The organism is Martinezella sp. CNPSo 3890 (genome assembly GCF_057784455.1).
In genome coordinates this window covers 43,614-68,491 of sequence record NZ_JBXSOR010000015.1, presented here as the reverse complement: position 1 = coordinate 68,491, position 24,878 = coordinate 43,614, and the positions used below count along the sequence as shown (strand labels likewise).

22 protein-coding genes are annotated in these 24,878 nt (G+C 60.7%); 6 read left to right on the top strand and 16 right to left on the bottom strand.

Going from position 1 to position 24,878, the window contains the following annotated elements:
* Nucleotides 1–131: 131 nt before the first annotated feature.
* Nucleotides 132–1,394 (top strand): Gfo/Idh/MocA family protein, encoded by a 1,263-nt coding sequence (locus AC13RC_RS26615; RefSeq protein ID WP_488559035.1) that lies wholly within the window; start codon nucleotides 132–134, stop codon nucleotides 1,392–1,394.
* Nucleotides 1,395–1,424: 30 nt separating this feature from the next.
* On the opposite strand, the gene AC13RC_RS26610 is transcribed toward AC13RC_RS26615, so the two are convergent.
* The 4 genes from AC13RC_RS26610 to AC13RC_RS26595 all read right to left on the bottom strand — a co-directional run bounded on the left by AC13RC_RS26610 (nucleotide 1,425) and on the right by AC13RC_RS26595 (nucleotide 6,173).
* Complete coding sequence (locus AC13RC_RS26610) at nucleotides 1,425–2,012, bottom strand: transglycosylase SLT domain-containing protein (protein WP_113331524.1); 588 nt, start codon at nucleotides 2,010–2,012, stop codon at nucleotides 1,425–1,427.
* A gap of 217 nt (nucleotides 2,013–2,229) precedes the next feature.
* The gene (locus AC13RC_RS26605) at nucleotides 2,230–3,255 is read right to left on the bottom strand and encodes a hydroxyacid dehydrogenase (RefSeq protein WP_488559034.1); all 1,026 of its coding nucleotides are present in this window, start codon (nucleotides 3,253–3,255) and stop codon (nucleotides 2,230–2,232) included.
* Complete coding sequence (locus AC13RC_RS26600) at nucleotides 3,252–5,108, bottom strand: DUF2264 domain-containing protein (protein WP_488559033.1); 1,857 nt, start codon at nucleotides 5,106–5,108, stop codon at nucleotides 3,252–3,254. The genes AC13RC_RS26605 and AC13RC_RS26600 overlap by 4 nt, the downstream gene beginning before the upstream one ends.
* 42 nt (nucleotides 5,109–5,150) lie before the next feature.
* Nucleotides 5,151–6,173, bottom strand: coding sequence for a LacI family DNA-binding transcriptional regulator (locus AC13RC_RS26595; RefSeq protein WP_488559032.1), 1,023 nt, complete (start codon nucleotides 6,171–6,173; stop codon nucleotides 5,151–5,153).
* A 151-nt stretch (nucleotides 6,174–6,324) separates the two neighbouring features.
* On the opposite strand from AC13RC_RS26595, the gene AC13RC_RS26590 reads away from it, so the two are divergent.
* Nucleotides 6,325–7,620, top strand: a complete 1,296-nt coding sequence (locus tag AC13RC_RS26590) for an ABC transporter substrate-binding protein (protein ID WP_488559031.1) — start codon at nucleotides 6,325–6,327, stop codon at nucleotides 7,618–7,620.
* A gap of 477 nt (nucleotides 7,621–8,097) precedes the next feature.
* On the opposite strand, the gene AC13RC_RS26585 is transcribed toward AC13RC_RS26590, so the two are convergent.
* The 10 genes from AC13RC_RS26585 to AC13RC_RS26540 all read right to left on the bottom strand — a co-directional run bounded on the left by AC13RC_RS26585 (nucleotide 8,098) and on the right by AC13RC_RS26540 (nucleotide 19,118).
* Nucleotides 8,098–8,952: a 5'-nucleotidase, lipoprotein e(P4) family gene (locus tag AC13RC_RS26585; protein WP_488559030.1), complete on the bottom strand. Its 855-nt coding sequence runs from the start codon at nucleotides 8,950–8,952 to the stop codon at nucleotides 8,098–8,100.
* A gap of 284 nt (nucleotides 8,953–9,236) precedes the next feature.
* Nucleotides 9,237–10,967 (bottom strand): ABC transporter substrate-binding protein, encoded by a 1,731-nt coding sequence (locus AC13RC_RS26580; RefSeq protein WP_113331538.1) that lies wholly within the window; start codon nucleotides 10,965–10,967, stop codon nucleotides 9,237–9,239.
* A 126-nt stretch (nucleotides 10,968–11,093) separates the two neighbouring features.
* Entirely contained in the window at nucleotides 11,094–11,381 is a 288-nt protein-coding gene (locus tag AC13RC_RS26575) for a DUF2160 domain-containing protein (RefSeq protein WP_113331541.1), read from the bottom strand.
* A 12-nt stretch (nucleotides 11,382–11,393) separates the two neighbouring features.
* Nucleotides 11,394–12,266: a carbohydrate ABC transporter permease gene (locus tag AC13RC_RS26570; protein WP_488559062.1), complete on the bottom strand. Its 873-nt coding sequence runs from the start codon at nucleotides 12,264–12,266 to the stop codon at nucleotides 11,394–11,396.
* Nucleotides 12,267–12,313: 47 nt separating this feature from the next.
* Nucleotides 12,314–13,186, bottom strand: coding sequence for a carbohydrate ABC transporter permease (locus AC13RC_RS26565; RefSeq protein ID WP_113331545.1), 873 nt, complete (start codon nucleotides 13,184–13,186; stop codon nucleotides 12,314–12,316).
* 2 nt (nucleotides 13,187–13,188) lie between these two features.
* Nucleotides 13,189–14,259, bottom strand: a complete 1,071-nt coding sequence (locus tag AC13RC_RS26560; protein ID WP_488559029.1) for an ABC transporter ATP-binding protein — start codon at nucleotides 14,257–14,259, stop codon at nucleotides 13,189–13,191.
* Between the two features lie 9 nt (nucleotides 14,260–14,268).
* Nucleotides 14,269–15,351 (bottom strand): ABC transporter ATP-binding protein, encoded by a 1,083-nt coding sequence (locus AC13RC_RS26555; RefSeq protein ID WP_113421207.1) that lies wholly within the window; start codon nucleotides 15,349–15,351, stop codon nucleotides 14,269–14,271.
* A gap of 757 nt (nucleotides 15,352–16,108) precedes the next feature.
* Nucleotides 16,109–16,750, bottom strand: a complete 642-nt coding sequence (locus AC13RC_RS26550; protein WP_113331552.1) for a ThuA domain-containing protein — start codon at nucleotides 16,748–16,750, stop codon at nucleotides 16,109–16,111.
* A gap of 24 nt (nucleotides 16,751–16,774) precedes the next feature.
* Nucleotides 16,775–17,875 carry a Gfo/Idh/MocA family protein gene (locus AC13RC_RS26545; RefSeq protein WP_488559028.1) on the bottom strand — a complete coding sequence of 367 codons (1,101 nt, stop codon included), beginning with the start codon at nucleotides 17,873–17,875 and terminating at the stop codon, nucleotides 16,775–16,777.
* 40 nt (nucleotides 17,876–17,915) lie between these two features.
* On the bottom strand, nucleotides 17,916–19,118 hold the full coding sequence (locus AC13RC_RS26540; RefSeq protein WP_113421204.1) for an ROK family transcriptional regulator: 1,203 nt from the start codon (nucleotides 19,116–19,118) through the stop codon (nucleotides 17,916–17,918).
* 221 nt (nucleotides 19,119–19,339) lie between these two features.
* Between AC13RC_RS26540 and AC13RC_RS26535 the strand changes: the two genes are divergently transcribed.
* The 4 genes from AC13RC_RS26535 (at nucleotide 19,340) to AC13RC_RS26520 (ending at nucleotide 23,586) form a co-directional block, all read left to right on the top strand.
* Nucleotides 19,340–20,641, top strand: a complete 1,302-nt coding sequence (locus AC13RC_RS26535; RefSeq protein WP_145321946.1) for an ABC transporter substrate-binding protein — start codon at nucleotides 19,340–19,342, stop codon at nucleotides 20,639–20,641.
* A 72-nt stretch (nucleotides 20,642–20,713) separates the two neighbouring features.
* A complete protein-coding gene (locus AC13RC_RS26530; protein ID WP_113331556.1) occupies nucleotides 20,714–21,652 on the top strand; it encodes a carbohydrate ABC transporter permease in 939 nt (312 codons plus the stop codon).
* Entirely contained in the window at nucleotides 21,645–22,493 is an 849-nt protein-coding gene (locus tag AC13RC_RS26525) for a carbohydrate ABC transporter permease (RefSeq protein ID WP_015341575.1), read from the top strand. The genes AC13RC_RS26530 and AC13RC_RS26525 overlap by 8 nt, the downstream gene beginning before the upstream one ends.
* A 22-nt stretch (nucleotides 22,494–22,515) precedes the next feature.
* The gene (locus AC13RC_RS26520; protein ID WP_113331557.1) at nucleotides 22,516–23,586 is read left to right on the top strand and encodes an ABC transporter ATP-binding protein; all 1,071 of its coding nucleotides are present in this window, start codon (nucleotides 22,516–22,518) and stop codon (nucleotides 23,584–23,586) included.
* Here the strand turns inward: AC13RC_RS26520 and AC13RC_RS26515 are convergent.
* Both AC13RC_RS26515 and AC13RC_RS26510 read right to left on the bottom strand, forming a co-directional pair.
* Complete coding sequence (locus AC13RC_RS26515; protein WP_488559027.1) at nucleotides 23,583–23,960, bottom strand: DUF427 domain-containing protein; 378 nt, start codon at nucleotides 23,958–23,960, stop codon at nucleotides 23,583–23,585. The two genes, AC13RC_RS26520 and AC13RC_RS26515, sit on opposite strands and share 4 nt — an antisense overlap.
* A 178-nt stretch (nucleotides 23,961–24,138) precedes the next feature.
* Nucleotides 24,139–24,795 (bottom strand): TetR/AcrR family transcriptional regulator, encoded by a 657-nt coding sequence (locus AC13RC_RS26510; RefSeq protein WP_113353759.1) that lies wholly within the window; start codon nucleotides 24,793–24,795, stop codon nucleotides 24,139–24,141.
* Nucleotides 24,796–24,878 lie beyond the last annotated feature (83 nt).

The following is a 24,878-nucleotide window of genomic DNA, read 5'->3' as shown; positions in this document are numbered from 1 at the left end:
GCTGCCGTGCTTGGCCCCTCACCCTAGCCCTCTCCCCGCAAGTGGGAGAGGGTCGCGGTGAGGGGCTTTTGCCGAAGTAAACGCAGGTCATTGCGGCCCCATCATCATTTGCAGACTCTGGAGGAAGAGACATGCAGTCATCGAAAAAACGTTACGCCCTCGTCGGCACGGGTCATCGCGGCACGACTATGTGGGGCAAGGATCTGGTCGAGCGTTGGAGCAACGAGGTCGAGCTCGTGGCGGTCTGCGATCTCAATGCCGTGCGGGCAAAGCGGGCTCTGGAGTATATCGGCGCATCGGTGCCCATCTATACCGACTTCGACGAATTGCTGCGGACGGAAAAGCCGGATCTTGTCATCGTCTGCACCCGCGATTCCACCCATGACGATCTGATCGTCAAGGCGATGGAGGCTGGCGCCGATGTCATCAGCGAGAAGCCGATGACGACGACCGTCGACAAAATCAAGCGCATTATCAATGCCGAGGCACGTACCGGCAAGCGGTTGGATATTTCCTTCAATTACCGCTTCGCGCCGACCGCTGCGAAGATCAAGGAGCTGATCAATTCAGGCATCATCGGCGATGTCACCTCGGTCGACTTCCATTGGTATCTCGACACCAGCCATGGCGCCGATTACTTCCGCCGCTGGCATGCTTATGTCGAAAATTCCGGCAGCCTTTTCGTTCATAAGGCGACGCATCATTTCGACCTTCTGAATTGGTACCTGGACTCCGATCCGGAAACGGTCGCCGCCTTTGCGGATCTCAAGCATTATGGCCGCAAAGGCCCGTTCCGCGGGGAACGCTGTCGCACCTGTCGTTACAAGGGCGAGTGCGACTATTATCTCGACATCAGCGCAACGCCGCTGCTCGAGAGCCTCTATGAAGACCCCTCATCCGTCGATGGGTATGTGCGCGATGCCTGCGTTTTCCGTGAGGATATCGATATCCCCGATACGATGGTTGCCTCCATCCGCTATCGCAACGGCATCAACGTCTCCTATTCCCTGAATACCTATATGCCGATCGAAGGTCATCATATCGCCTTCAACGGACACAAGGGCCGCATCGAGCTGCGCCAATACGAGAAGCAGAACTGGACAACGCCGCCGGCCGACGAGATCGTCGTGATGAAGAATTTCGGCGATGTCGAGCGCATATGGGTGCCGCACTCCTCCGGCGGGCACTATGGCGGCGACGACCGGCTACGTAACATGCTGCTGCGCTCCGGCCCGAATGACGAACTCAAGCAGCGAGCAGGTTCGCGGGCAGGGGCGTTGTCGGTCCTCTGTGGCATTGCCGCGCTACAGAGCAGCCGCACGGGCCAGCAGGTGTCGGTTGCCGATATCTGGGGCGAAGATGGCGGGTTGAACTTGCTGGAGCCGCGGCCTTAGTGCCGCGGTATTGAGCTTCCCGTTTCGAGATCAGCTGCAGCTCGGCAGCTGCTGCGCGTAGATCCGCGTCATGCCGTTGAAGCGCTTGGCGCCGGCAAGAGCGGTTCCATTGCCGCGCCACGCTCCCTGCAGATAACCCTTGGCGCCGGAATAATAGGCGAGATAGAGATCGTAGGAATCGTTCAGGGCAATGCCGGTCTGCAGGTGCGTCTGGTAGTGATACCAGCCGACGAAGTCGATGGCGTCGGCGAAATTGGTGCGGCTTGCCGTCCAATTGCCGGTTTCGCGCTTGTATTTGTCCCAGGTGCCGTCGAGCGCCTGCGAATAGCCGTAAGCCGTCGTCGGGCGTTTCCAGGGAATGAAGCCGAGCAAATAGCGCCGCGGCGGGCGGGCGCGCGGCCGGAAGCCGGATTCGGTATAGATCGTCGCCATCAGGATCGGCACGGGCACGCCGTACTTGCGTTCCGTGCGTTCGGCGGCGCGCTGCCAATTGTTGAACCAGCCATCGCGCTGGTCGAAGATCGCGCAGATGTTGCGGGTATGGCGGGGTGCGGTGGCGCAGCCCGCCAGTACTCCGAGCAGCATTACGGCCAGAATGGAAAGGACGCGGGTACGCATTACTAGAACCTCTTCATTGCTGCGCCGTGCGTCTTCCGGAGGCACGAGGTACGCAGCAACAACCTGCCGACGCATGATCCTTTCCAAAAGTTCGAGGCAGAGCTTTTGGCGGACCGACGCTCATGAGATTGCTAGCGCGGAATGATTAAAAACGGGTTGTTTGCCTGTGCCGAAATGGGGCGATTTCAGGGTGTTTTCATGGATTTGCTGCGCCGCATCATGCCATGCTGGCCATGTCTTCGCGGCGGATTTCATAGAGCAGCGGCTTGCCTTCGATAAAGCGGATGGCTTCATCCACCGCCATCTCACCGAGGCGGGTCCGTTCCAGCCCAACGGCACCTGCAATATGCGGCGTCAGGAAGACGTTCGGCAGCTCGTAAAACGCCGAGGCGGCTTCTGGAATTTCCGGATCGGTGACGTCGATGATCGCGTCGATGTGGCCAGTTTTCAGCACGGCGATCAGGGCCGCTTCATCGACCAGTGCGCCGCGTGCCGTATTGATGAACGTCGCCCCCTTCTTCATCAGCGAGAGTCGTCGGGCGTCGATCATATGGCGCGTGGCAGGCAGCGAGGGTGCATGCAGCGAGACGATGTCGGCCGATGCCATCAGTGCGTCCAGCTCGGCTTTTTCAACACCGAGGCGCGTCGCTTCGGCCGCATTGACCATCGGGTCATAGAGCAGGACGCGGTAGTTGAAGGGCGCCAGCAGTTCGATCACCCGCCGGCCGATCCGCGAGGCGCCGATGATGCCGATGGTGCGGCCGTAATTGCCGATGGCGTCGGCCTGCATTGGTACCGTCCGGTTGCGGTTGCGGTCGGCGACGTAGAAATCGCGAAAGCGGAAGACCTTCTTGCCGGCGAAGATGATGGCGGCAAGCGTGAATTCGGCAACCGGCAGGGCATTGGCCTGTGCCGCGTGGCTCACCAGGATACCGCGATCGAATAGGCTGTCGCCCACTAGTCCTTTCACCGTGCCTGCGGCATGAACCACCAGCTTGAGATGCGGCGCCTGTGCGAGCGCGGCACCATCGATCGTCGGCGCCCCCCAGCCGGTGATCAGAATTTCGGTTTCCGCGAGCAGCTTGGCCGCACGCGAATCGTCGAAGCTTTGCATCGGTGCGGCATCGAGTACGCGGCCGATAGAATCGAGGCGCTGAATGAGCGCCTCGGGCAGGACGTGCTGTGTGCGCGACGGTAGCATGGCGAATGATATCGCGGGGCGGCCGGAGAGGGATGGCGTCATGGCAGGCGGCCCGGCGCCTCAATGGCGCTGACCGTAACGCCCTTGTCTCTGATGAGGGCGCGCAGCGCGTCGATATCGGGTTTGGCTGGCGGCCTGCTCCAGGCGTGATCGACGGCAGCTGGGTCTTTCTCCGCAAGTACGGCTGAGACGAGAATGGTCTCGCCAGCAGGAATCGTGCTCCGCAATTGCGGCACCAGCGTTTTGGAAACGATGAGGTTGGTGTTTGGGGGCGCTTTCTGCGCGATGCCTTCACGTGTGATCGTCGAGCCGAGGTCGAGAATGCCGCTGAAATCCTCTTCGCCGACGGCATAAGCGGCACCGGTTGCGGAGGAAAGCGTGTCGGCTTCGAAGTCGCGCCGGGCAATGGCAAAGCCGCCTTCGGCTGTCTGCAGGGGTCGTGGCGTGGTGATCCTGTGCAGGCGGACATGCCAGGGCGACGAGGGGATGAGCCATGTCTCTACCGTCACGTCCGGGTAGGGCGACCATTTGGCGTAGAGCGTCTCGCCGGCGAGCTTCGCCTCTTCATTGGTTTCGCGCACGCGATAATGGAGGCCGTCGTCGCTGAAGGCGAGCATGCCGTCGAAGGCCCCGCCGGCAAAGATGCGCTCGTCGCTTTCGATGCTGAAGCCGTAGCGGGCGGAATAGGCGAATTTCGAGTATTTCTCGGCGCCGAAGCGCATCTGCTGGTTTTCCTGGCCGGAGGAGAGTGCCACGACATCGTCCTTGTTGCGCAGCAAAACCATGCCGGGGTGTCTTTGTGGGATGATAGCCGGCTCACTCTCTGGTGGCTTTTCTTCCGCTGTCCAGAATGGATGCGTTTCGGGAAGTGCCAGCGGCAGGAAAGCCTTGAAAGCCCAATAGGGCGAGCCGGCGGAATTGTAATTCTCCGACATCAGCAGGTTGGGATAGGCAAAGCCGATCGGCAGCATGCCGTCGCGATGGGCGATCGGCTTGTCGGCCCACCAGCGCAGATGCCGGAGACACAGGCCCTTGATTTCGCCCCAAGGCAGCGCCTCGACATCGGCAAAGGCGAGCGCCGACCAGAAGCCGGCGCAGGCGAAGCGATAGGTCAGGCTGCGGCCGAAGGGGATCGTAGCGCCATCGGGCGCGAACCAATGGCGGAAATCCCTCGCGAACAGGATGGCGCGCTCGCGGTAGCGCTCGGAGCGGTCGTCATTGACGAGCTTGGAATAGATCAGCCCGTAAAAGTGCATTGCGAAGGGAATGTAGTGATCGATGCGGCGGACATTGCCGTCGCGATACCAGCCGTCATCGATGTAGAAGCCATCGAGCTCGTTCAGGTAGCTTTCCGTCAGGCTGCGGTCGAAGGTGGCGCCGAGGCGATCGAGCGCGATATCCACGAAGATGCGGAAGAATTTCCAATTGTTGTCGGCGTAGTCGAAGGTGCGGGCGTGCTTGAGGTAGGCGATCAGATTGTCGCGCGCGCGCCGATCGAGCGGCTCCCAGATTTTTTCGGGCACGAGCGCCAGCGCGAAGCCGAGGGCGGCCAGTTCGACCATGCGCTGATCGCGGCCGTTAACCGCGCCCCAATATTCCGGATGCTTTGGGTCGACGCCATTGGCGAGGCCTTCAGCGTAGCGGCCCCAGTGGCTGAAGTCGCCGCCGCCGGCGCCGAGCGGAGCCAAGCCCCAGAGGGGACGGGCGAAACCTTCGAGATCGGCGGCGGCGCGGTCGAAATGGGCACCTGCGCCATCGATGCGAACGCGGGCATTGCCTTCGGAAAAATAGGGCAGCAGCGGATCGAACAGATCGGTCAGCGCGCAGCGCATGTCCGTAAGGGTCTTCAGCGGGTTGCCGGCAAGAGGATTGGAGCTGGCGGGGTCATAGATCATCGGTTCGGCTTTCTCGATCGTTTCCGCGGCTGGGATTGGATTTCAGGTTTCGGGTGGCAGCGTGCCGCCGGCGATCGGCGGGACGCCGTGGCAGATGTGGCGGGCCGGCGCATCGCGGTCGCGGAAGCGTGCGATCATTAGGCCGATGGCTTCTCGGCCGAGAGCTGCGCGATCGACGCGCATGGTTGCCAGGCGGGGATTGGTCATCAGGGCACAGGGAAGATCGTCGAAGCCCACAATGGCAAAATCCTCCGGCACCCGCAGGCCGGCTTCAACAACGGCGTCCAGCACGCCGACGGCGATGAAATCGTTCATGCAGAAGGCGGCGGTATAGCCTTCGCCTGCGGCAAGGATCTCGGCGGTTTTGTCATGGGCTTCCTGGCTGGAGCTGCCGCGAAAATTCATCGGCACGATGCGGCCTTCAGCGCCTTCCACCGAAGCGATCGCCGCCTCGAAGCCGCGGATGCGCTCGCGGATCGTCTGGCGATGCGAGCCGGTCAGATGCAGGATGCGGCGGTGACCGGCATCGAGTAGACGCCGGGTTGCGTTGTAGGCGCCGAAGAAATTCGAGGGAGAAACGCCGTCGAAGCGCAGCTTCGGATCGGTGCCGTTGACGAGCACGGTCGGCGTGCCGCTGGCCGCAAGCCACCGGCAGAGCTCTTCCGAGGGGTCGATGCCGACGAGAAAGAGGCCTTCGGCCCCGGCGCTCTGCAGATATTCCTTCACCAGCTCCGGTTCGGTTCTCGCCTCGCGGACAAGGCGGATGTCGAAGCGCATGCCGCGCTCGGCAGCGCCAGCGCGAAGGCCCTCCAGAATGCCTTCATAGAAGACGCTCAAGCCGCCGGTGACGCTGTCGCTGGCGATCAATGCCAAGCCGCCGGCCGCTGTCTCGGCTGCGGTCTTCAGCGGATAGCCGAGATCGCTTGCCACCTTGAAGATGTGCTGGCGGATCGTCTCGCTGATGCCGGGTTCATTGGTGAGGACCCGCGACACCGTCGAGACGGAGACGCCGGCGGCAGTGGCGATGTCGGCCTGCCTGATGCGTTTGGAGCGAATATCGTTCATATCGCAAACACTATGCAAACTTATGCAAATTTGCAATAGAAAGATTTTTTATTGCACAGTGCAATGAAATTGCATATCGTCGCGCTGACTTGTCCGCTGAAGGCGTCGGGGAGATCGCCGCGGATGACACCGCAAGAGAAGGAGGAATCTCATGCGCATGAATCGTCGTTCTTTCATGATCGGAGCTGCCGGAACCGCAGCTGGCCTTGCCCTTGGGGGAAGCACAATGCCCGCCTTTGCCGATGCGACGCAGCTCCGGGCCATGTGGTGGGGCTCGCCCGATCGCGGCAAGCGCACCGTCGCCGTGGCCGAGCTGTTTCACAGTAAGAACCCCGATCTGTCCGTTATCGGCGAGAGCATCAGCGGCGACGGCTATTGGGCCAAGCTTGCCACCGGCATGGCCAGCCAGAACATCGCCGATGTCTTCCAGCTCGAGCCAAGCACGATCTCCGACTATTCCAAGCGCGGCGCCTGCATGCCGCTCGACCAATTCGTGCCCTCGACACTGAATGTCGACAGTTTCGGCAAGGACGTGCTGAAGCTGACCACGGTTGACAACAAGCTTTATGGCGTCGGTCTCGGGCTGAATTCCTTCGCGATGTTCTATGACGAGGACATGTTCAAGAAGACCGGCCTGACGCCGCCCGGTCCGACCACGACATGGGCCGAATATGCCGATCTCGCCGTGGAAATGACCAAGGCTGCCGGCAAGCGCGGCTATTGGGGCGGTCCTTATGGCGCACGCTATAATTATGTGCTCGATGTCTGGCTGCGCCAGCGCGGCAAGAGCCTCTTTACGGAAGAGGGCGGGCTCGGCTTCGGTGTCGACGATGCCAAGGAGTGGTATAGCTACTGGGAAGACCTGCGCAAACGCGGCGGCACGGTCTCCGCCGATGTCCAGACGCTCGACCAGAACGTCATCGAGAGCAACTGCCTGGCGCTCGGAAAATCGGCGATCGGCATGGCCTATTCCAACCAGCTGGTCGGCTATCAGCTCGTGGTCAAGAGCAAGCTCGCCGTCACCACGTTGCCGCGCGAAAAGAAGGACGGCCCCTCCGGTCACTATTATCGCCCCGCGCTGATCTGGAGCGTTGGCGCCACCAGCAAGAATGGCGAAGCGGCGGCGAAATTCATCAATTTCTTCGTCAACGATGTCGACGCCGGTAAGATTCTCGGTGTCGAACGCGGCGTGCCGATGTCGCCCGCCGTACGCGCCGCCATCCTACCGACACTCAATCCGGTGGAGCAGCAGACGGTGCACTATATCGAGCTGTTGAAGGATCAGGTCGGCACCTATCCCGTGCCGGCGCCGCTGGGCTCCCAGGAATTCGACGCGAACGTCGCCCGCCCGGTCGCCGACCAGCTCGCCTTCGGCAAGATCACGGTCGCCGAGGCGGCGAAGCGGCTGGTGGAAGAAGGTGCGGCGAAATTGAAGCGGAAGGGTTGAGTGGAGTTTATCCGGGCTTTGTTATATGCCGCGCCGCTGTCACCCCCCTCTGTCACTTCGTGACATCTCCCCCACAAGGGGGGAGATCGGTAACTCGCGGGCATGCCGTACCTCAAGGAAACATCGAATCCGGTCAAATTGCTGTTTATTGTTTTACGAGTGACGAGCGGCAAACTCCTAACGATCTCCCCCCTTGTGGGCAGGGCTATCGCATATGGAGGCGGATGAGCACCATAAGCTCCTTCTCCCCTTGGGGAGAAGGTGGCCCGAAGGGTCGGATGAGGGGGTTATCGATTTGAATTCATGGATTTTGGTGGTCTTGGCGGGCACCCCCTCATCCGCCTGGCGGCACCTTCTCCCCGCCGGGGAGAAGGGGGACAGCGGCGATCTCCGCTCATATGCGATAGCCCTGCCCTTGTGGGGGAGATGTCCCGATAGGGACAGAGGGGGGTATCGCACCCTCCTCAAAGTCTGCCGTTACTTCCCGTCCCAGGGCTTCAGTGCATCCTGCTTCATCCTGCGCTGTTCTTCCGGCGCAAGCTTGTAATCCCCCTTATAGGGTGCGCTTTCGAACGAGCCATAGGTCGGATTGGCGATGGCGATCCAGTCGTGGCCGAAATGCGCGGCATTGGCTTCGAAGACTTTCTGGCGTTCTTCGACCGTACCCTTGTAGTCGTCAGTGAAGTCGCCGAAATTGTCGCCGAACATCAGGAGAATGCGATAGTTCTTGGCGATGAAGGCGCGGCGCGTGCCCTTGGCAGAACCCCAGTCCGGCTGTTCCTTGGCGCTCAGGAAAGTGTCGACATTGTCGCCCATCGGAAAACCGAAGCGCTTCATTTCTTCAACGGTCGGACCTTCCTCATCGGCGGTGCGGTTGGTGACGTAGAAGACCTTCACGCCTTTCGAAGCGGCATATTGGGTGAATTCCACCGCGCCGGGAATCGGCTTGTCCTGCTGGGCATTCACATATTGTGTCCAGGTTTCCGGCTTGAAGCTCGTACCCGACGTGATGTTACGCGCCTGGTAGGGCGAGGTGTTAAGGATGGTGTCGTCGACATCGAGGATGATGGCCGGCGGAAAGTCCTGGAAATTACCTGTTTGCTCGACCGGAGCTGCGGTCCAGTTCTTGTCGGCCAGCGCTTCGTCGAGCCTGATACGGCCGAGCGCATAGGCACCAAGCGCGTTGGCTTGCGCCTCCACCGACGTCTGATCCCAAAGAACGGCATTGAGATTGTCGTCGGGCATGGCGGCCGGCAGATCGGCGGCCAAAGCCGGCAAGGCAGACGCGAGGCCAATCACGAATGTCAGGCGCCCTAGATATCTATTTTCCACTCCGTTCTCCTTTATGAAATTCTGGAAATCAACTCATCGCATCAACGATTTCAAATAGGCGTCAAAGTCTTGATCCAGATAAGGATAGTTCGCGCGTAGACGGAATGTGTCAAGTATATGACAGCTTGCGGATCCGGGTTCAGTTGATTTTGATTTGCGGTCCCCCTGTGCCAGGCGCTTCCATGCGGCGGTGTTTTTGACAAAGGTCATGCTGGAGCTCTGAAACGATAAAATGCCGGGATCCTTTCAGACCCCGGCACCGCCGCATCTCCAAGTGCGGTTGCTTATTTCTTCGCGTCGGCCCAGCTCTTGACCAGTTCGTCATAATTGACGGTGATCGGCTTTTCCTTTTCGTTGGCGATCTTCAGCTGCGGAGCGAGATGGCCGTTCTTGACGGCATCGGCGTTCCAGTAGGCAAGATCGTGCTCTTCGGCGAGCTTCGGTCCGATGTCGCCCTGAACGCCTGCGCGTTCCAGGCGCTGCATGACACGTTCCTGATCGGCGCAAAGTGCATCCATGGCTCCTTGCGCATCCTTGGCGCCGGAAGCGGCATCGCCGATCGCCTGCCACCAGAGCTGTGCGAGCTTCGGATAGTCAGGAACGTTCGTGCCGGTCGGCGACCATTGCACGCGGGCCGGCGAGCGGTAGAACTCGATCAGGCCGCCGAGCTCCGGCGCGCGCTTGGTGAAGCTCTTATCGCGGATGGTGGATTCGCGGATGAAGGTGAGGCCGACATGGCTCTTCTTCACGTCCACCGTCTTCGAGGTGACGAACTGCGCATAGAGCCATGCGGCCTTGGCGCGATCGACCGGGGTCGACTTCATCAGCGTCCAGGAGCCGACGTCCTGATAGCCGAGCTTCATGCCGTCCTTCCAGTAGACGCCATGCGGCGACGGCGCCATGCGCCACTTCGGCGTGCCATCCGAATTCATGACCGGCAAGCCGGGCTTGACCATGTCGGCGGTGAAGGCCGTGTACCAGAAGATCTGCTGGGCGATATTGCCCTGTGCCGGAACCGGGCCGGATTCCGAGAAGGTCATGCCTTGGGCTTCCGCCGGAGCGTATGCCTTCAGCCAATCGAGATATTTCTGGATCGAGTAGACGGCGGCCGGTCCGTTGGTATCGCCGCCGCGGGCAACGCAGGAGCCGACAGGACGGGAATTGGCATCGACCTTGATGCCCCATTCGTCAACCGGCAGACCGTTCGGCAGGCCCTTGTCGCCGTTGCCGGCCATGGAGAGCCAGGCGTCGGTGAAGCGCCAGCCGAGCGACGGGTCCTTCTTGCCATAGTCCATATGGCCGAAGACCTTCTTGCCGTCGACATCGCGACCGGTGAAGAACTGGGCGATATCCTCATAGGCCGACCAGTTGACCGGTACGCCGAGCTCATAGCCATACTTGGCCTTGAAATCAGCCTTGTTCTTCGGGTCGTTGAACCAGTCGTAACGGAACCAGTAGAGGTTGGCGAACTGCTGGTCGGGGAGCTGATAGAGCTTCTTGTCGGGAGCTGTCGTAAAGCTGGTGCCGATGAAATCGGCGATATCGATGCCCGGATTGGTGACGTCCTTGCCCTCGCCAGCCATCCAGTCGGTCAGGTTGCGAACCTGCTTGTAGCGCCAATGCGTGCCGATCAGGTCGGAATCGTTCACCCAGCCGTCATAGAGGTTCTGGCCGGTCTGCATCTGCGTCTGGATCTTCTCGACGACGTCGCCTTCCTGGATGACGTCGTGGGTGACCTTGATGCCTGTTATGGCGGTGAAGGCCGGGGCCAGAACCTGCGATTCATACTGGTGTGTCGTCAGGGTTTCCGACACGACCTTGATTTCCATGCCCTGGAAAGGCTTGGCCGCATCGATGAACCACTGCATTTCCTTTTCCTGGTCGGCGCGCGAGAGCGTCGAGAGATCGCCGATCTCCTTGTCCAGGAATGCCTTGGCTTCGTTCATGCCGGCATGCGCCGTGCCGGCGAGCGCCAGCAAGGCAACTGCCGTTGTCGTCAAGAGATGCCGTCGCATATATTCCTCCCTACAGGTTGCGAGTGCATTGTCAGCCAGCCGGATTTCCGGCCATCTGTATCGATTTGCCTTACTGCTCCGCATGACCGGATGGGCAACGGGGCGGTAACGGTTTGAATTTCCGCGTCAGACCAGACGGAAGACGCCGATGGCGTAGATCACGGAAAGAGCAAGAGCCCACCACAGGCTTGGGCCTCCCAGACCCAGCCAGGCGAGATGGATGAAGGCGGCGCCGAGCAGCGAAATGAACAGCCGGTCGCCACGCGTCGTTTCGAAGCGCAGGATGCCGAGGCGCGGATGGCCGCCGGGCGAAACATACTCCCACACAGCCATGCCGATCAGCAGCAGCAGGATCGTCGCGAAAAACAGCGCCGTCGGCAGCGTCCAGGCCATCCAGGAGAAGTCTGTATTCATAGCGGTTTTCCTTTAGACGCGGCCGAGCGCGAAGCCCTTGGCGATGTAGTTGCGGACGAAATAGATGACGAGCGCGCCGGGGACCAAGGTCAGGACACCGGCGGCGGCAAGCAGGCCCCAATCCATGCCGGCGGCCGAGACGGTGCGCGTCATGATGGCGGCGATCGGCTTGGCGTCGGTCGTGGTCAAGGTGCGGGCGATCAGCAGTTCCACCCAGGAGAACATGAAGCAGAAGAAGGCGGCGACGCCGATGCCGCTTGCGATCAGCGGAATGAAGATCTTGATGAAGAAGCGCGGGAACGAATAGCCGTCGATATAGGCCGTCTCGTCGATTTCCTTCGGCACGCCGGACATGAAGCCTTCGAGGATCCAGACCGCCAGCGGCACGTTGAAGAGGCAGTGCGCCAGCGCGACGGCGATATGGGTATCGATCAATCCGAAGGCCGAATAGAGCTGGAAGAAGGGCAGTGCAAAGACCGCCGGCGGCGCCATGCGGTTCGTCAGCAGCCAGAAGAAGACGTGCTTGTCGCCGAGGAAGCGGTAGCGCGAGAAGGCATAGGCTGCGGGAAGGGCGCAGGCAACCGAGATCACCATGTTCATGACGACGTAGGTGATGGAGTTGATATAGCCCTTGTACCAGGACGGATCGGTGAAGATGATCGTGTAATTGCGCAGCGTCGGCTGGTGCGGATAGAGCGTTAGGCCGCTGACGATCTCCTCATTGGTCTTGAAGCTCATATTGACGAGCCAATAGATCGGCAGCAGCAGGAAGACGATATAAAGCGTCGGCACCAGCCACGCCCATCGCCCTTTTTCGCCGTGACGGCGGGCAACCCGCGCGCTTGTCGCAGCAGTCGTGTTCGCGGCGGCGTCGGAAGCGGCCATCTTGTGCATCGCGGCGTTATCGGCCGTGGTGGAGAGGGGTTTGCCGCTCATCGGCTTTCTCCCGCATCGTAATTGGTCATGACGGTGTAGAAGACCCAGGACAGCAGGAGCACGATCAGGAAGTAGATCAGCGACATGGCCGCGGCCGGGCCGAGGTCGAACTGGCCGAGCGCCATCTTCACGAGATCGATCGACAGGAAGGTCGTGGAATTGCCGGGGCCGCCGCCCGTCACAACGAAGGGTTCGGTGTAGATCATGAAACTATCCATGAAGCGCAGCAGCACGGCGATCAGCAACACGCGGTTCATCTTCGGCAGCTGAATGTAGCGGAAGACGGACCAGCGCGAGGCGCCGTCGATCTTGGCCGCCTGGTAGAAGGCATCCGGAATGGAGGCGAGGCCGGCATAGCAAAGCAGCACGACGAGGCTCGTCCAGTGCCAGACGTCCATGATGATGATCGTCGCCCAGGCGTCCGCCGGATCGGAGACGTAATTGTAGTCGATGCCGAGATTGACGAGGACATAACCCATCAAGCCGATGTCGCTGCGGCCGAAGACCTGCCAGATCGTGCCGACGACGTTCCACGGGATGAGCAGTGGCAAGGCCATCAGCACCAGGCAGACTGGAACGCCGATGCCCTTCTTCGGCATGTTGAGCGCGATGAAGATGCCGAGTGGCACCTCGATCGCCAGGATGACGAAAGAGAAGATCAGGTTGCGGATCATCGAATCCCAGAAACGCCCGGAATGGAGGATCTCTTCGAACCACTGCGTGCCCGCCCAGAAGAATTGATTGTTTCCGAAGGTGTCCTGCACCGAATAGTTCACGACGGTCATCAGCGGAATGACGGCGGAAAAGCCGACGAGCAGCAGAACCGGAATGAGCATGAACCAGGCTTTGTTGTTCCAGGTCTTGTCCATCGTCAGGCTCCCATCTCGATGCGCCAGGAGTCGGCGTAGATATTGATGCCGGCGGGATCAAAGGCGATATGCGGCTCGGCCGGCACCGTCTGGTCCTCGCCGATGACCGCCACGATCTCCTGGCCGTCGAGTTTGGCGCGGACCACCTTGCGGCGGCCGAGATCCTCGACCTTGGTAACTGTGGCGGGCATGCCCTCGCGGCCGATGCGGACGAATTCGGGGCGAATGCCGAGTTCGGAACGGCCGGCCCGCTTTTCTTTCGGCGCGCCGGGCAGCGCGATCGTGCGGTTGCCGAGGCGCGCACTGCTGCCTTCGATTTCGACAGGCATGACGTTCATGCCGGGCGAACCGATGAAATAGCCGACGAAGGTGTGGCGCGGGCGCTCGAAAAGGTCGTTTGGCGTGCCGATCTGCACCACTTCGCCATTGTACATGACCACCACTTTGTCGGCGAAGGTCAGCGCTTCCGTCTGGTCGTGGGTGACATAGACCATGGTGAAGCCAAAGCGGCGGTGGAGCTGCTTCAGCTGCGAGCGCAGCACCCACTTCATATGCGGGTCGATGACGGTCAATGGTTCGTCGAACAGGATGGCGTTCACGTCCGAGCGCACGAGGCCGCGGCCGAGCGAGATCTTCTGCTTGGCATCCGCCGTCAGTCCGCGCGCTTTGCGGTGGGCGCTGTCGGAAAGGCCGATCATCTCGATGATCTCATCGACCTTGCGCTTAACCTCCGCTTCCGGAACATGCCGATTGCGCAGCGGGAAGGCGAGATTGTCGTAGACGGTCATCGTGTCGTAGACGACCGGGAACTGGAAGACCTGCGCAATGTTGCGCTCCTGGGTCGACAGCCGCGTCACATCCTTGCCATCGAAGAGGATGCGGCCTTCGGAGGCCTGCACCAGACCGGAAACGATGTTGAGAAGCGTGGTCTTGCCGCAGCCGGAAGGGCCGAGCAGCGCATAGGCACTGCCGTCTTCCCAACTGTGGTTCACTTCCTTCAGCGCATAGTCGGCGTCGGATTTGGGGTGGTCGTTGTAGGCGTGCCTGATGTGGTCAAGATCGATGCGGGCCATTGTCTCTCCTCAGGCGGCTTGTTGCAGGGCGGGAGTGACGGCGGCGCCATCGGTGTCGAAGACCATGATGTGGCGCGGATCGATGTAGACATCGATCGCATCGTCGACATCGATATCCTGCACGCCCTGTGTCAGCATCACCCAGCGCTGACCGGCAAAATCGAGATGGATGAAGCTCTCCGAGCCGGTGATTTCGGTCACCATGACACGCGCCGGGGCGGCGACGGCTTCCGGCGTCTGCGGCGCCAGCGCGAGATGATGCGGCTGAAAGGCGATCGTGTAGCGGCCATCCGGCCGGTCTTCCAAACCCCTCGGTACGGGCAGGCGAATATTGCTGTCGAGCAGGAATTCCCGGCCGCGTTTATCAAGCGCGATCGTATTCAGCGGCGGATCAGCAAAGGTGGTGGCGGTAATCAGGTCGCGAGGATTGCGGAAGACATCGATCGTCGGCCCGAATTGCGTGATGCGGCCTTCCGCCAGGGTCGCCGTATTGCCACCAAGGAGCAAGGCTTCGGACGGTTCAGTGGTGGCGTAGACGAAGATGGCACCGGATTCGGCGAAGATCTTCGGCAATTCGGCGCGCAGTTCCTCGCGCAGCTTGTAGTCGAGATTGGCAAGCGGCTCGTCGAGTAGCACGAGGCCGGCATTCTTGACGATGGCGCGGGCGAGTGCCGTACGCTGTTGCTGGCCGCCGGAAAGGCTCAAGGGGAGGCGATCAAGGAAGGGGCCGAGGCGCAAAAGATCGGCTGCCTTTTTTACTTCCTTGTCGATGGACGCCGCGCTCTTGCCGCTCAACCGCATCGGCGAGGCGATGTTGTCATAAACGGTCATGGCGGGATAGTTGATGAATTGCTGGTAGACCATGGCAACGTTGCGGCGCTGCACCGGCTGGCCGGTGACATCCTTGCCGTCGACGTGGATCGTGCCAGTAGTCGGCTTATCGAGGCCGGCCATCAGCCGCATCAGCGACGTCTTGCCAGACAGCGTCGGTCCCAAAAGCACGTTCAGCGTGCCGCGCTGCAGCGTCAGATTTGTTTCCGCAATATGCGTTTCGCCGCCGACAGACTTCGATACGCCCCTGAGTTCAAGCACGATAGATTCCTTCCATGCGCCGCATATCGATGCTGCCGCGAGGATCGCGAAGAGACTGATCCGTCCGGAAATACCGTCGCCGGGCGGTGTCTATTGCTGAGATTATGGTTGTCGGGAGGTGGATTGTGCCGATCTGCCTGCGGAAACATCGCATCGGCCTGAATGGTGCCGCGCGAGGTCAATGGTGGTGCGGCAGATGCCGCTAACCATGCCGTTTTCCGTATTGATCTGATTTTCGGACAATTATTCCTCCCCTTGTTTCGATTTGCATCCCTCACGCGAAAACCGAAACAAGAATGACGATAAATGAAGATAAAGGAATGTCAAACGAAAACTGACCGCGTTTCAGTTTCGCTTCATGAATCTCATCTCTGGCGTGCTTTAGCGATTTATTATCAATCCGGTAAGCAATTGATCGGAATTGCAAATGGAGGCCGGTGCCCCTTTCGATGCGTCCACTCGCATCATGGCCGGACGGAGCCTGATCGCCCGTCCGAGCAGTCGTGCGTTTCGGAGCCTGGCACCGAGTGCGAGGCAGGATCTGCAATATCCAGTGGTGAATAGGGAAGGTGATCGATGGCAGGATGCGGGATGAAGCTCATGCCCAAGCTCCATTCACGGGCGTCTGCCCTGCCTCCTTATCATTTGCTCGAAACGATGAAATCTGCCATGTGCGCGCTCGCGCCGTCATCGTTTACCGACGCAGAACCGCCCCTCAAGCATTATGAGGAGCGGCAGTTTTCGAAATGGACAGGACTTAGCGGGCCGCCCAGTTGGCGCCGCGGCGGAAGATGGTCTTCATCTGCGGGACGTCGAATTCCTTGGCCTGATGGCCGAGCGAGGAATAGAAAACGCGGCCCTGGCCGTATTTGCGCTTCCATGCGACCGGCATGACGACGCCGTCGATCCAGTAGGCATGATCGCCGGTGAAGGTGGTGGTCGCCAGCACCTCGTTCGACGGGTCGACATGCATGTAATATTGCTCCGACGTGTAGGGAAAATCGGTAATCCCCTCCATGATCGGATCGTCCGGGCGGGTGATATTGACCGTGTAGTCGATGATGTTGCCGGGATGGGCGACCCATTGGCCGCCGATGATAAACTGGTATTCGACGCTTTCGCGGAAACTATCGCCAGCACCGCCATGATAGCCGGCGATGCCAACGCCGCTTTCGATCGCAGCGGCGAGGTTCTTCACCTCCTCCTTCTCGATCTTCGACATGGTGACGATCGGCACGATCAGGCTAAGATCATGGATCGAAGGGTCGGCAAAGGCCTCGGTGCTGTTTTCGAGATAGACCTTGAAACCGTCCTCTTCCAGCATGTCGCGGATGATGTGAGCGCATTCTTGCGGTTCGTGACCGCTCCAGCCGCCCCAGACGATAAGTGCTTCACGCATGATAATCCTCCTGAAATTACTTGGTTAGCGGCCGATCTGCCGATCCACCAGGGATTCGGACAGAGGGGCGGGACGCTCCGTTTGCGTCGTTATGGCGACTGTGCGACCCGTATCGGAAGCCGTCTGGAAGGCTTCCATGACCTCGAGCACATGCAGCGCGAGGCTGCCATTGGCGCGGTGCAGACGGTTCGAGCGGATGGCGTGCGCCAGATCGGCGACGCCGAGCGAACGGTAATTGCCGTCGGCATAGGGCGCGGTGATCTCGCGCTCGGCAAATTCGCCGCCCTTCTTCAAAAACTCCACCGGGCCGCCGAAGCGGTTGGGATCGGGCACGATCAGCGTGCCTTCGGTGCCGTAGACTTCGAGCGGCACATGCTTGTGGCCGGCGACATCGAAGCTCATGCCGATCTGGACGACCGCGCCATTGGCAAAGGCCATGACACCGGCGACGTGTGTCGGCACATGCACGGGGATGCGCTCGCCATTACGGGGTTCGCTGGTGATGATGCGCTCCTTGCGCGGCGTGACGGCAAAACCGGCGACTTGGGAAACGGGGCCGAGCAGATTGACCAGATCGGTAATGTAATAGGGACCCATATCGAGCATCGGGCCGCCGCCGACTTCATAATAGAAAGCCGGATTCGGATGCCAGCGCTCATGGCCGGGGCACATGAAGGTAGCGGTGCCACCGACCGGGATGCCGATCGCGCCCTCGTCGATGATGGCGCGCGCCGTCTGGTGACCGCCGCCGAGGAAGGTATCGGGGGCAGCGCCGATGCGCAGCCCCTTGGCGGCAGCGGCATCCGCCAGCTTCTTGCCTTCGGCGAAATTGATGCCGAGCGGCTTTTCCGAATAGGTGTGCTTGCCGGCATCGAGCGCCTGCAGACCGACGGCGACATGCGCCTTCGGAATGGTCAGGTTGACGATGATCTCGATCGAGGGATCGGCAAGCAGCGTGGCGATGTCGACCGCTTTCAGGCCGAATTCAGCGGCCTTTGCCTCGGCGAGCTCGCGATTGAGGTCGGCGACACCTTTGATGTCGAGAATGGGAAAGGATTTCATGGCGGTGAGATAGGCGCCGGAAATGTTCCCGCAGCCGATGATGCCGATGCCGACCTTGTTCATAAGATTCCTCCAGATGAATTGTCTTTGCTGTCTTGCGAAATCACAGGGCCGGTGCCGGTCCCGTCGTTCCCCAGGGCGATTCGTAGAGTTCGCGCAGTGCCACGACGGCGGCGCCCTGCGCCCAGGTCTCGTCGGTCGACTGGTCGAAAACCAGTTCGGTCACGCCCCTGATCGATGGCGGAATAGCCAATGAATAGGCCTCCCGCAGGCTGTCGAGGAAGGGCTGGCCGAGCGCCAGGCTCGAACCCACGAGAATGACGCGCGGCGGGGCAAACAGCGTGACGATGTTGGCGAGCGCCATGCCGCAGGCCTCGCCGGCACGAATGGCAGCATTGATCAGCGGGACATCCTCGGCATCGATCAGTGTCTTGGCATGCGCCATTCCGCGGCCAAGGCGGATGGCTTCGGCGAAGCGTCCGCTCGGCTGGTCGCCGAGAATGGCGCTCTCGCCGGCGAGGCTTGCCAGACGAATGATACCCTGCGGACCCATGCCGAGAACGAGATCGCCGAGATTGTGGCTGAGGCCGCCGGCGCCGCGAAAGAGCTGGCCGCCATGCAGAACACCCAGGCCCAGCGTCTGCTCTAGCGATACCAGCACCATGTCGTCCAGGTCCCTGGCCTTGCCGAACCAGTGGTGCGCGAGCGTGATGGCATGTGCATCGCTTTCGACGATGGTGGTCACGCCCAGCCGCTCCGACATTTCCTTGGCGAAATCGACGCCGGCTTCTCGGAAGATCGGGCTGGTGCGGACATGGCCGGTGCGGTGCTCGACGACACCAGGCAGGCCGAGGCAGACGGAATCGATTTCGTCCAAGGCCAGATTGGCGTCGACGACGCAGCGGCGCACGCCATCCTCCAGGAGATCGGCGATGACGCCGATCGGCTGCCGGTCGACACGCAGCGCCAGTGTCAGCGTCGAGAGAACCTCGCCGCAAAAGTCCGTCACGACGAAGACCATGCGATTGGCGGCGATTTTCGCACCGACGACGCGCGCGGCATCCGGGTTGAGCTCCAGCATGACGCGGGGCCGGCCGCGGCTGGCCGCCTCGCGCAGGTCGCCTTCGGTGCGAGCCAGGATCAGCCCGTCATCCAGCAGCGACGCGGTGATCGCCGACACGGTGGTGGTCGAAAGCTGGGTGCGGTCGCTGATTTCGATACGTGCGATGGAGCCCGCTCGCCGGATCGTATCCAGCACATTGAAGCGGTTTATCGCCCGCATAAGCTCGGGATCTGCTGTTTTCATGAGAATGGCGCCGAATGACGGACCCGCTCGGCTGCGGCCTGATATTTTTAACGGAGTGCGAATTAAATAGCCTATGGGCATTGCCCAATGTCAAGCCATTTTGCAGGCCGCCTGCCGAAAATTTAGCGTTGGCGGTTGACATTTCAGCAAAGCTCCGTTGAATTATTCCGCATAAGGGAAAAAATATTTGAGGCTCTTGGTTCCCTTGGGAGGAGAAAATCATGATCCATCTACGTGGGGCCAAAGCCCTTCGCATCGCGGCTGTCGCCGCCACGACCGGACTGGCGATTCTCGCCGGCGCGACGGGCGCTGCTGCCGACACCGTCGTCAAATGGCTGCATCTGGAAACCGATCCGAATTATGTCGCCGTCTGGCGCAAGATCGCGGATCAGTATGAGGCCAAGCATCCCGGCACAAAGATAGAGATGCAGTTCCTGGCCAATGAGGCGTTCAAGGCGAAGCTGCCGACATTGCTGCAATCGAAGGACGCGCCCGATTTCTTCTTCAGCTGGGGCGGTGGTGTCTTGAAGCAGCAGCAGCAGACCGGCGCGCTGCTGGATCTGACTTCGGCAATGAACGCCAAGGATGGCGCTTGGCTCAAGAGCTACAATCAGGCGGCCATCAAGGGCCTGACCTTCGACGGCAAAATCAGCGCCGTTCCGTATAAGCTCGGCACGGTTTCCTTCTTCTACAATAAGGCGCTGTTCGCCAAGGCTGGCGTCGATGCGAGCTCTATCAAGACCTGGGACGATTATCTGGCCGCAGTCAAGAAGATCAAGGCTGCCGGTATTGCGCCGATCGCCGGTGGCGGCGGCGAGAAGTGGCCGATCCATTTCTACTGGAGCTATCTGGTGATGCGCGACGGCGGTCAGCAGGTCTTCAACGACGCCAAGAACGGCAAGGGTAACGGTTTCAACGATCCGGCAATCATCAAGGCCGGCGAACAGCTTGCCGAACTCGGCAAGCTCGAGCCTTTCCAGCCCGGCTATCTCGGCACCACCTGGCCGCAGGCGCTCGGCGTCTTCGGCGACGGCAAGGCTGCAATGATCCTCGGCTTCGAAAATACCGTTGCCAACCAGCGCACCAATTCCGGTGACGGTAAGGGTCTGGCGGATGACAATATCGGCCGCTTCGCCTTCCCGGCCGTGACCGGCGGTGCCGGCCTTCCGACTGATACGCTCGGCGGGCTGAACGGCTGGGCCGTCACTAAGAAAGCCCCGCCCGAGGCGCTCGATTTCCTCGCTTATCTCACCAATGCTGAAAACGAGCGCACCATGGCGCAAGCCGGCATGATCATCCCGGTTGCCGTCGGTGCCGAAGATGGCGTCAAGGGTCCGCTGATGCACGAGGCTGCCGACCAGCTGGCGCATTCGACCTGGCACCAGAACTTCTTCGACCAGGATCTCGGCCCCTCGGTCGGCCGCGTCGTCAATGATGTGGCTGTCGGCATCGTCTCCGGCCAGATTTCGCCGAAGGATGGCGCGCAGCAGGTCCAGGATGCCTTCGAGCAGGACCAGCTCTAGCGCCCTCCGGCGCCGGCCTCTCCCTTGTGCCGGCGCCGGTTCTTCTTTGAATTGCAACTGTCGAGACTGCCCATGACCGATGTCAGCGCCACGACCGCCATGCCTTCCGTCGCAAGAGTAAGACCCGCAGCGAAACGAAAGTCGCCAGCGGCGCGTGGCCGCCTGCCCGTCATTCTGCTGTTCCTGCCACCGGCGCTGCTGCTCTTCACCATTTTCGTCATCCTGCCGATGGGTGAAGCTGCCTGGTACAGCCTCTATCGCTGGAACGGCTACGGCCCGCCGACCGAGTTCGTCGGGCTGCGCAATTTCCAGGTTCTTTTCAAGAACGGCGCCTTCCTGACGTCGCTCAAGAACAATGCGCTGATCATCGTCGTGTCGATCGCCATCCAGGTGCCGCTTGCCATTTGGCTGGCGACGATGCTGGCGCACCGCATTCGCGGCGTCGTGCTCTTCCGGCTGATCTTCTTTCTGCCTTACGTGCTAGCCGAAGTGGCCGCCGGTCTGATCTGGCGCTTCGTCTATGACGGCGACTACGGCCTGTTTGCCGCGATCGCGCATTTCCTCGGCACGCCGACGCCCTACGTGCTCGCCGATAAGGATCTCGCGATGTATGCCGTGCTCGGCGTGATCGTGTGGAAATATTTCGGTTTTCACATGATGCTCTTCATCGCCGGTATGCAGTCGCTGGACAAGAGCGTGCTCGAGGCGGCCGAGATCGACGGCGCCACCGGCTGGCAGAAGTTCCGCTATGTGACGCTGCCGCTGCTCGGCTCGACGCTGCGTCTTTCCGTCTTCTTCGCCGTTGTCGGATCGCTGCAGCTCTTCGACATGATCATGCCGCTCACCGGCGGCGGCCCGTTCAACTCGACCCAGACGATGGTGACCTTCCTCTACAATTTCGGCGTCACCCGCATGCAGGTCGGCCTTGGCAGCGCCGTCGGCGTCGTTCTGTTCGTGATCTGCGTCACCCTCGCCTTCGGCTACAAACGGATATTTATGCGCAATGACTGATCTGGCCTCATCCGTTCGACTGACCACCGGCACCAAGATCTATCTCTATGTGTCGCTGACCATCATTGCCGCGATCGTGCTGATCCCGCTTCTGACGACGGCGCTCGGCGGCTTCAAGACGCTCGGTGATCTCCGCACCAACCCGTTCGGCCTGCCGGCCGAATGGCATTTCGAGAATTATACCGGCATTCTGTTCGGCGACCGCTACTGGCGGCAGATGATGAATTCCCTCATCATCGCCGTGCTGACAGTGTTCCTGACGCTGTCGGTCTCGGCCATGGCCGCCTTCGCTTTCGCGCATGTGAAATTCTTCGGCTCGAACTTCCTGCTGAACTATTTCCTCATCGGCCTGATGTTTCCGGCCGCCACCGCCATCCTGCCGCTCTTCATCCGCATCCGCGATCTCGGCCTCCTCAACACCTATTGGGGCGTCGTGCTGCCGCAGGTGGCGTTCGGCCTCGGTATGAGCATTCTGCTCTTCCGGAATTATTTTCGAAACCTTCCGGAAGAATTGTTCCAGGCGGCCTTTGTCGATGGTTGCGGCTATATCCGTTTCTTCTGGCATATCTCGCTGCCGCTTTCGCGGCCGATCATCGCGACCGTCAGCATCATCTCCTTCGTCGGCAGCTGGAACAGCTACATCCTGCCGCTGATCATGCTGAACTCGGATTCAATCTATCCCTGGCCGCTCGGCATGATGGTCTATAGCGGCGAATTCGGCACGGAATGGGAGCTGGTGCTCGCCTTCATCACGCTGACCATCCTGCCCACGGTCATCGTCTTCTTCCTGGCGCAGAAGCACATCATTGCCGGTCTGACTGCCGGCGCCGTGAAATCCTGAGCCTTACTGGAGCGCAAACAACATGGCATCCGTCGAACTGCACAACATCCACAAGGCCTATGGGGCGCTGACCGTCATCCACGATATCTCGCTTTCGATCGAGGACGGAGAGTTCATCGCGCTCGTGGGCCCCTCCGGCTGCGGCAAATCCACGCTTCTGCGGATGATCGCCGGATTGGAGGAAATCACCGATGGCGACGTGTCGATCGGCGGGCAGGTGGTCAACTCGATGACGCCGCGCGAGCGCAATATCGCCATGGTCTTTCAGTCCTATGCGCTCTATCCGCATATGACGGTCGCCGAGAATATGGGCTTCAACCTGAAACTCTCGGGCGAGACCAAGCAGGTGATCGAGCAGCGGGTCAATGAAGCCGCACGCATGCTCGATCTCACCAAGCTGCTCGACCGCAAGCCGGCGCAGCTTTCCGGCGGCCAGCGCCAGCGCGTCGCCATGGGCCGCGCCATCGTGCGCAATCCCGCCGTCTTCCTGTTCGACGAGCCGCTTTCCAACCTCGATGCGAAGCTGCGCGTGCAGATGCGATCCGAGATCAAGGCACTGCATCAGAAGGTGCAGACGACCTCGATCTACGTCACCCATGACCAAATCGAGGCGATGACGCTGGCCGACCGGATCGTGGTGTTGAACCAGGGCCGCATCGAGCAGCAAGGCACGCCGATCGAGCTTTACCGCAAGCCGGCCAATCTCTTCGTCGCGGGCTTCATCGGCTCGCCGGCCATGAATTTTCTCGATGGCGTGGTCGAAGGCGTCGAGGGCGTTCCTGCCGTGCGGCTGAAGGACAGCACGCCGATCCGCATCGCTGGGGAACGCAAGGTGAAGGCGGGTCAGAGCGTGAAGGTTGGTTTGAGGCCCGAGCATCTGAGCCTTGCAAGTGCCGGTTCGCCCCTTACCGGTCAGACGCTGCTGGTCGAACCGACCGGCGCCCAGACACACGTGCTCTTCGACCTTGCCGGCGAACAGGTGACGGCTGTTGTCGATGGCGAGGCGCCGGTGCGCTATGGGCAGCCGCTGAATGTCTCGGTGAGCCCGGAGCAGGTCTATGTCTTCGACGCCGCGAGCGGCCTGGCTCTTTAGGTTCTCACATCGATGGAATCGACGCGATCGGCATAGAAGGCCATGTAATCCTTGATCCGGCTGACGGATGGATAGGGGTTTTCATAGCTCCATATGGCATTAACCGAGCGCTCGCCGCCGGCCGGAATGCTGTAATAGGAGCATTCGCCCTTGTAGGGGCAGTAGGTTTCGTGGCTGGTCTTTTCCAGCGAGGACATGTCGACATCCCTGCGCGGGATATAGATGACGGCCGGATAGGATGCTTCCTTGAGCGAAAGGGCCTCATGCGTATCGGCGATCACCTTGCCGGCGACGGAGATAATGACATGGGCCTGCTTTTCCTCGATCGTGATTGGATGATCGGGACCGGGGATCTTGACTGCTCTTTCGGACATTCTGGCTCTCCTCAACTTTGGTGAATGTCAGATGAGTTTGGTTCTGCTGTCGCTTATGTGGTCTGCCCCTCACCCTAGCCCTCTCCCCGCGATGCGGGGCCATGCACGAAACTGCAGCAGAACCAAACTCGCCTGACGATCTCAGTTCAAAGGGATATAGGAAGCATCCTGCCGATTATCAGGTCCCTTGCGACCCCGGCGTTTTCAAGGCCCCCCAGCGTAGGCCATCCATCAGGAGGCGTACGAGGCGGCGGGATCGGTCATACCATTCCGGTGAATCGGGCATGGAGTAGGTGCCGGAAAGTGCCTGCAGCACGTCGGTACTGTCGACGTCGGTGCGGATCGCGCCGGCGGCGACTGCGCGGTCGATGAGACTTGCGAGCGCGACCGGCACCTTGCCGTAACTGTCGGCGAAGAGCTTGGAATTGCTGTTGAAAAGGATGCGCAGACTGTCGGCCATGCCCCGCTTCGTCGCGATGTAACCGACGAAGCGATGCATCCATTCCTCCAGAGCTTCATCCGGTGGGCGCTCGCGTGAAAGTTCTTCGGCGGCATCGCATAGTGCTTCGACTTCGTGATGATAAACCGCTTCCACCAGGTGTTCCCGGCTCGGAAAATGGCGATAGAGCGTGCCAATGCCGACATCCGCGCGGCGAGCTATGTCTTCCAGGGAGGCGGCGGTGCCGTGGCTGGCAAAAGCTTGTGCTGCAACTTCGATCAACTTGCCATAGTTGCGTCGCGCATCTGCGCGCAGACGCCTGCTTTCATTCGGCAGCATGGGTTTTGGTTCCGGCAACGGCTTGCGCGCCAATTTCTGCTCCTTGCAGGTTACCATGTGAGGATATCCGGCATCGCGTCAGATGGCGCGCGGCGATATCTTCTCCATGGCGAAATACAGAAGGATTGTTATCGCATTCG

Bases quoted from the DNA above. Each gene is read 5' to 3' on its own strand.
- AC13RC_RS26510 (WP_113353759.1), bottom strand. From the start codon at position 24,795: ATGGTAACCTGCAAGGAGCAGAAATTGGCGCGCAAGCCGTTGCCGGAA.
- AC13RC_RS26570 (WP_488559062.1), bottom strand. From the start codon at position 12,266: ATGGCCGCTTCCGACGCCGCCGCGAACACGACTGCTGCGACAAGCGCG.
- AC13RC_RS26610 (WP_113331524.1), bottom strand. From the start codon at position 2,012: ATGCGTACCCGCGTCCTTTCCATTCTGGCCGTAATGCTGCTCGGAGTA.
- AC13RC_RS26520 (WP_113331557.1), top strand. From the start codon at position 22,516: ATGGCATCCGTCGAACTGCACAACATCCACAAGGCCTATGGGGCGCTG.
- AC13RC_RS26535 (WP_145321946.1), top strand. From the start codon at position 19,340: ATGATCCATCTACGTGGGGCCAAAGCCCTTCGCATCGCGGCTGTCGCC.
- AC13RC_RS26600 (WP_488559033.1), bottom strand. From the start codon at position 5,108: ATGATCTATGACCCCGCCAGCTCCAATCCTCTTGCCGGCAACCCGCTG.
- AC13RC_RS26560 (WP_488559029.1), bottom strand. From the start codon at position 14,259: ATGGCCCGCATCGATCTTGACCACATCAGGCACGCCTACAACGACCAC.
- AC13RC_RS26550 (WP_113331552.1), bottom strand. From the start codon at position 16,750: ATGCGTGAAGCACTTATCGTCTGGGGCGGCTGGAGCGGTCACGAACCG.
- AC13RC_RS26595 (WP_488559032.1), bottom strand. From the start codon at position 6,173: ATGAACGATATTCGCTCCAAACGCATCAGGCAGGCCGACATCGCCACT.
- AC13RC_RS26580 (WP_113331538.1), bottom strand. From the start codon at position 10,967: ATGCGACGGCATCTCTTGACGACAACGGCAGTTGCCTTGCTGGCGCTC.
- AC13RC_RS26545 (WP_488559028.1), bottom strand. From the start codon at position 17,875: ATGAACAAGGTCGGCATCGGCATCATCGGCTGCGGGAACATTTCCGGC.
- AC13RC_RS26615 (WP_488559035.1), top strand. From the start codon at position 132: ATGCAGTCATCGAAAAAACGTTACGCCCTCGTCGGCACGGGTCATCGC.
- AC13RC_RS26590 (WP_488559031.1), top strand. From the start codon at position 6,325: ATGCGCATGAATCGTCGTTCTTTCATGATCGGAGCTGCCGGAACCGCA.
- AC13RC_RS26575 (WP_113331541.1), bottom strand. From the start codon at position 11,381: ATGAATACAGACTTCTCCTGGATGGCCTGGACGCTGCCGACGGCGCTG.
- AC13RC_RS26565 (WP_113331545.1), bottom strand. From the start codon at position 13,186: ATGGACAAGACCTGGAACAACAAAGCCTGGTTCATGCTCATTCCGGTT.
- AC13RC_RS26540 (WP_113421204.1), bottom strand. From the start codon at position 19,118: ATGAAAACAGCAGATCCCGAGCTTATGCGGGCGATAAACCGCTTCAAT.
- AC13RC_RS26515 (WP_488559027.1), bottom strand. From the start codon at position 23,960: ATGTCCGAAAGAGCAGTCAAGATCCCCGGTCCCGATCATCCAATCACG.
- AC13RC_RS26605 (WP_488559034.1), bottom strand. From the start codon at position 3,255: ATGACGCCATCCCTCTCCGGCCGCCCCGCGATATCATTCGCCATGCTA.
- AC13RC_RS26525 (WP_015341575.1), top strand. From the start codon at position 21,645: ATGACTGATCTGGCCTCATCCGTTCGACTGACCACCGGCACCAAGATC.
- AC13RC_RS26530 (WP_113331556.1), top strand. From the start codon at position 20,714: ATGACCGATGTCAGCGCCACGACCGCCATGCCTTCCGTCGCAAGAGTA.